At 46.1% G+C, this 590-nt stretch carries 1 protein-coding gene; it reads right to left on the bottom strand.

The window, feature by feature from the left end; genetic code table 11:
* Nucleotides 1-590, bottom strand: a 590-nt coding sequence (locus tag ACFIJL_RS09820; RefSeq protein ID WP_375624550.1) for a hemagglutinin repeat-containing protein, incomplete at both ends; no start/stop codon positions are given.

Here is a 590-nt window from a genome sequence, read left to right as displayed (position 1 = left end):
TCGCCCGTATCTTTGGCGCTTGCAATTCCAACACCTACAGAAGCACCGCTGTTGCTCTTTTCAAACTGAAACCCAAAGCCTTCCCGTTCTTCTACAGAGTTTGACTTATGGCTATTATGACCAACAAGCACATTGACATCATGCGCTGCCGAAAGGTTAATATTCTCACCCGCAAGATCAGAGCCAACAATTTTCACATCTTTTTTCTTGGCAGTGATGTTGATCGTACCATCCGCATTGAGAGAAGAACCTTGATGCTCAAAACTCTCTTCATTTTCTGTCTTTCCCTCACTCCCGTATATCGACACAAAGCCCTTGCCTGATCCCACACCAAAACCCGTTTCATGGGTCTCTGAATGGCTTTTATGGTGATCTTGCATGCCATCAATCGTCACACTTTCTCCGCTCACATTGATATCTTGACCGGAAAGCAGATGAGAAGCAGAAATCTTGGCTTCTCCTTGTGCGTCTAACACGATGTTGCCCGTCGCCCCAAGGATAGAGGAGACCGTTGTGGTATGCGATTGAGATGTATCGGACGATTTCTCATGCAAAAAGCCACTTGATGACGATTGTGCTTGCTGATCCAA

The sequence above is a fragment of the Bartonella sp. TT119HLJHH genome, assembly GCF_042193385.1.
GTDB lineage: Bacteria > Pseudomonadota > Alphaproteobacteria > Rhizobiales > Rhizobiaceae > Bartonella.
The sequence above is the reverse complement of the archived record's forward strand: the minus strand, read 5'-3'. Positions and strand labels throughout refer to the sequence as shown.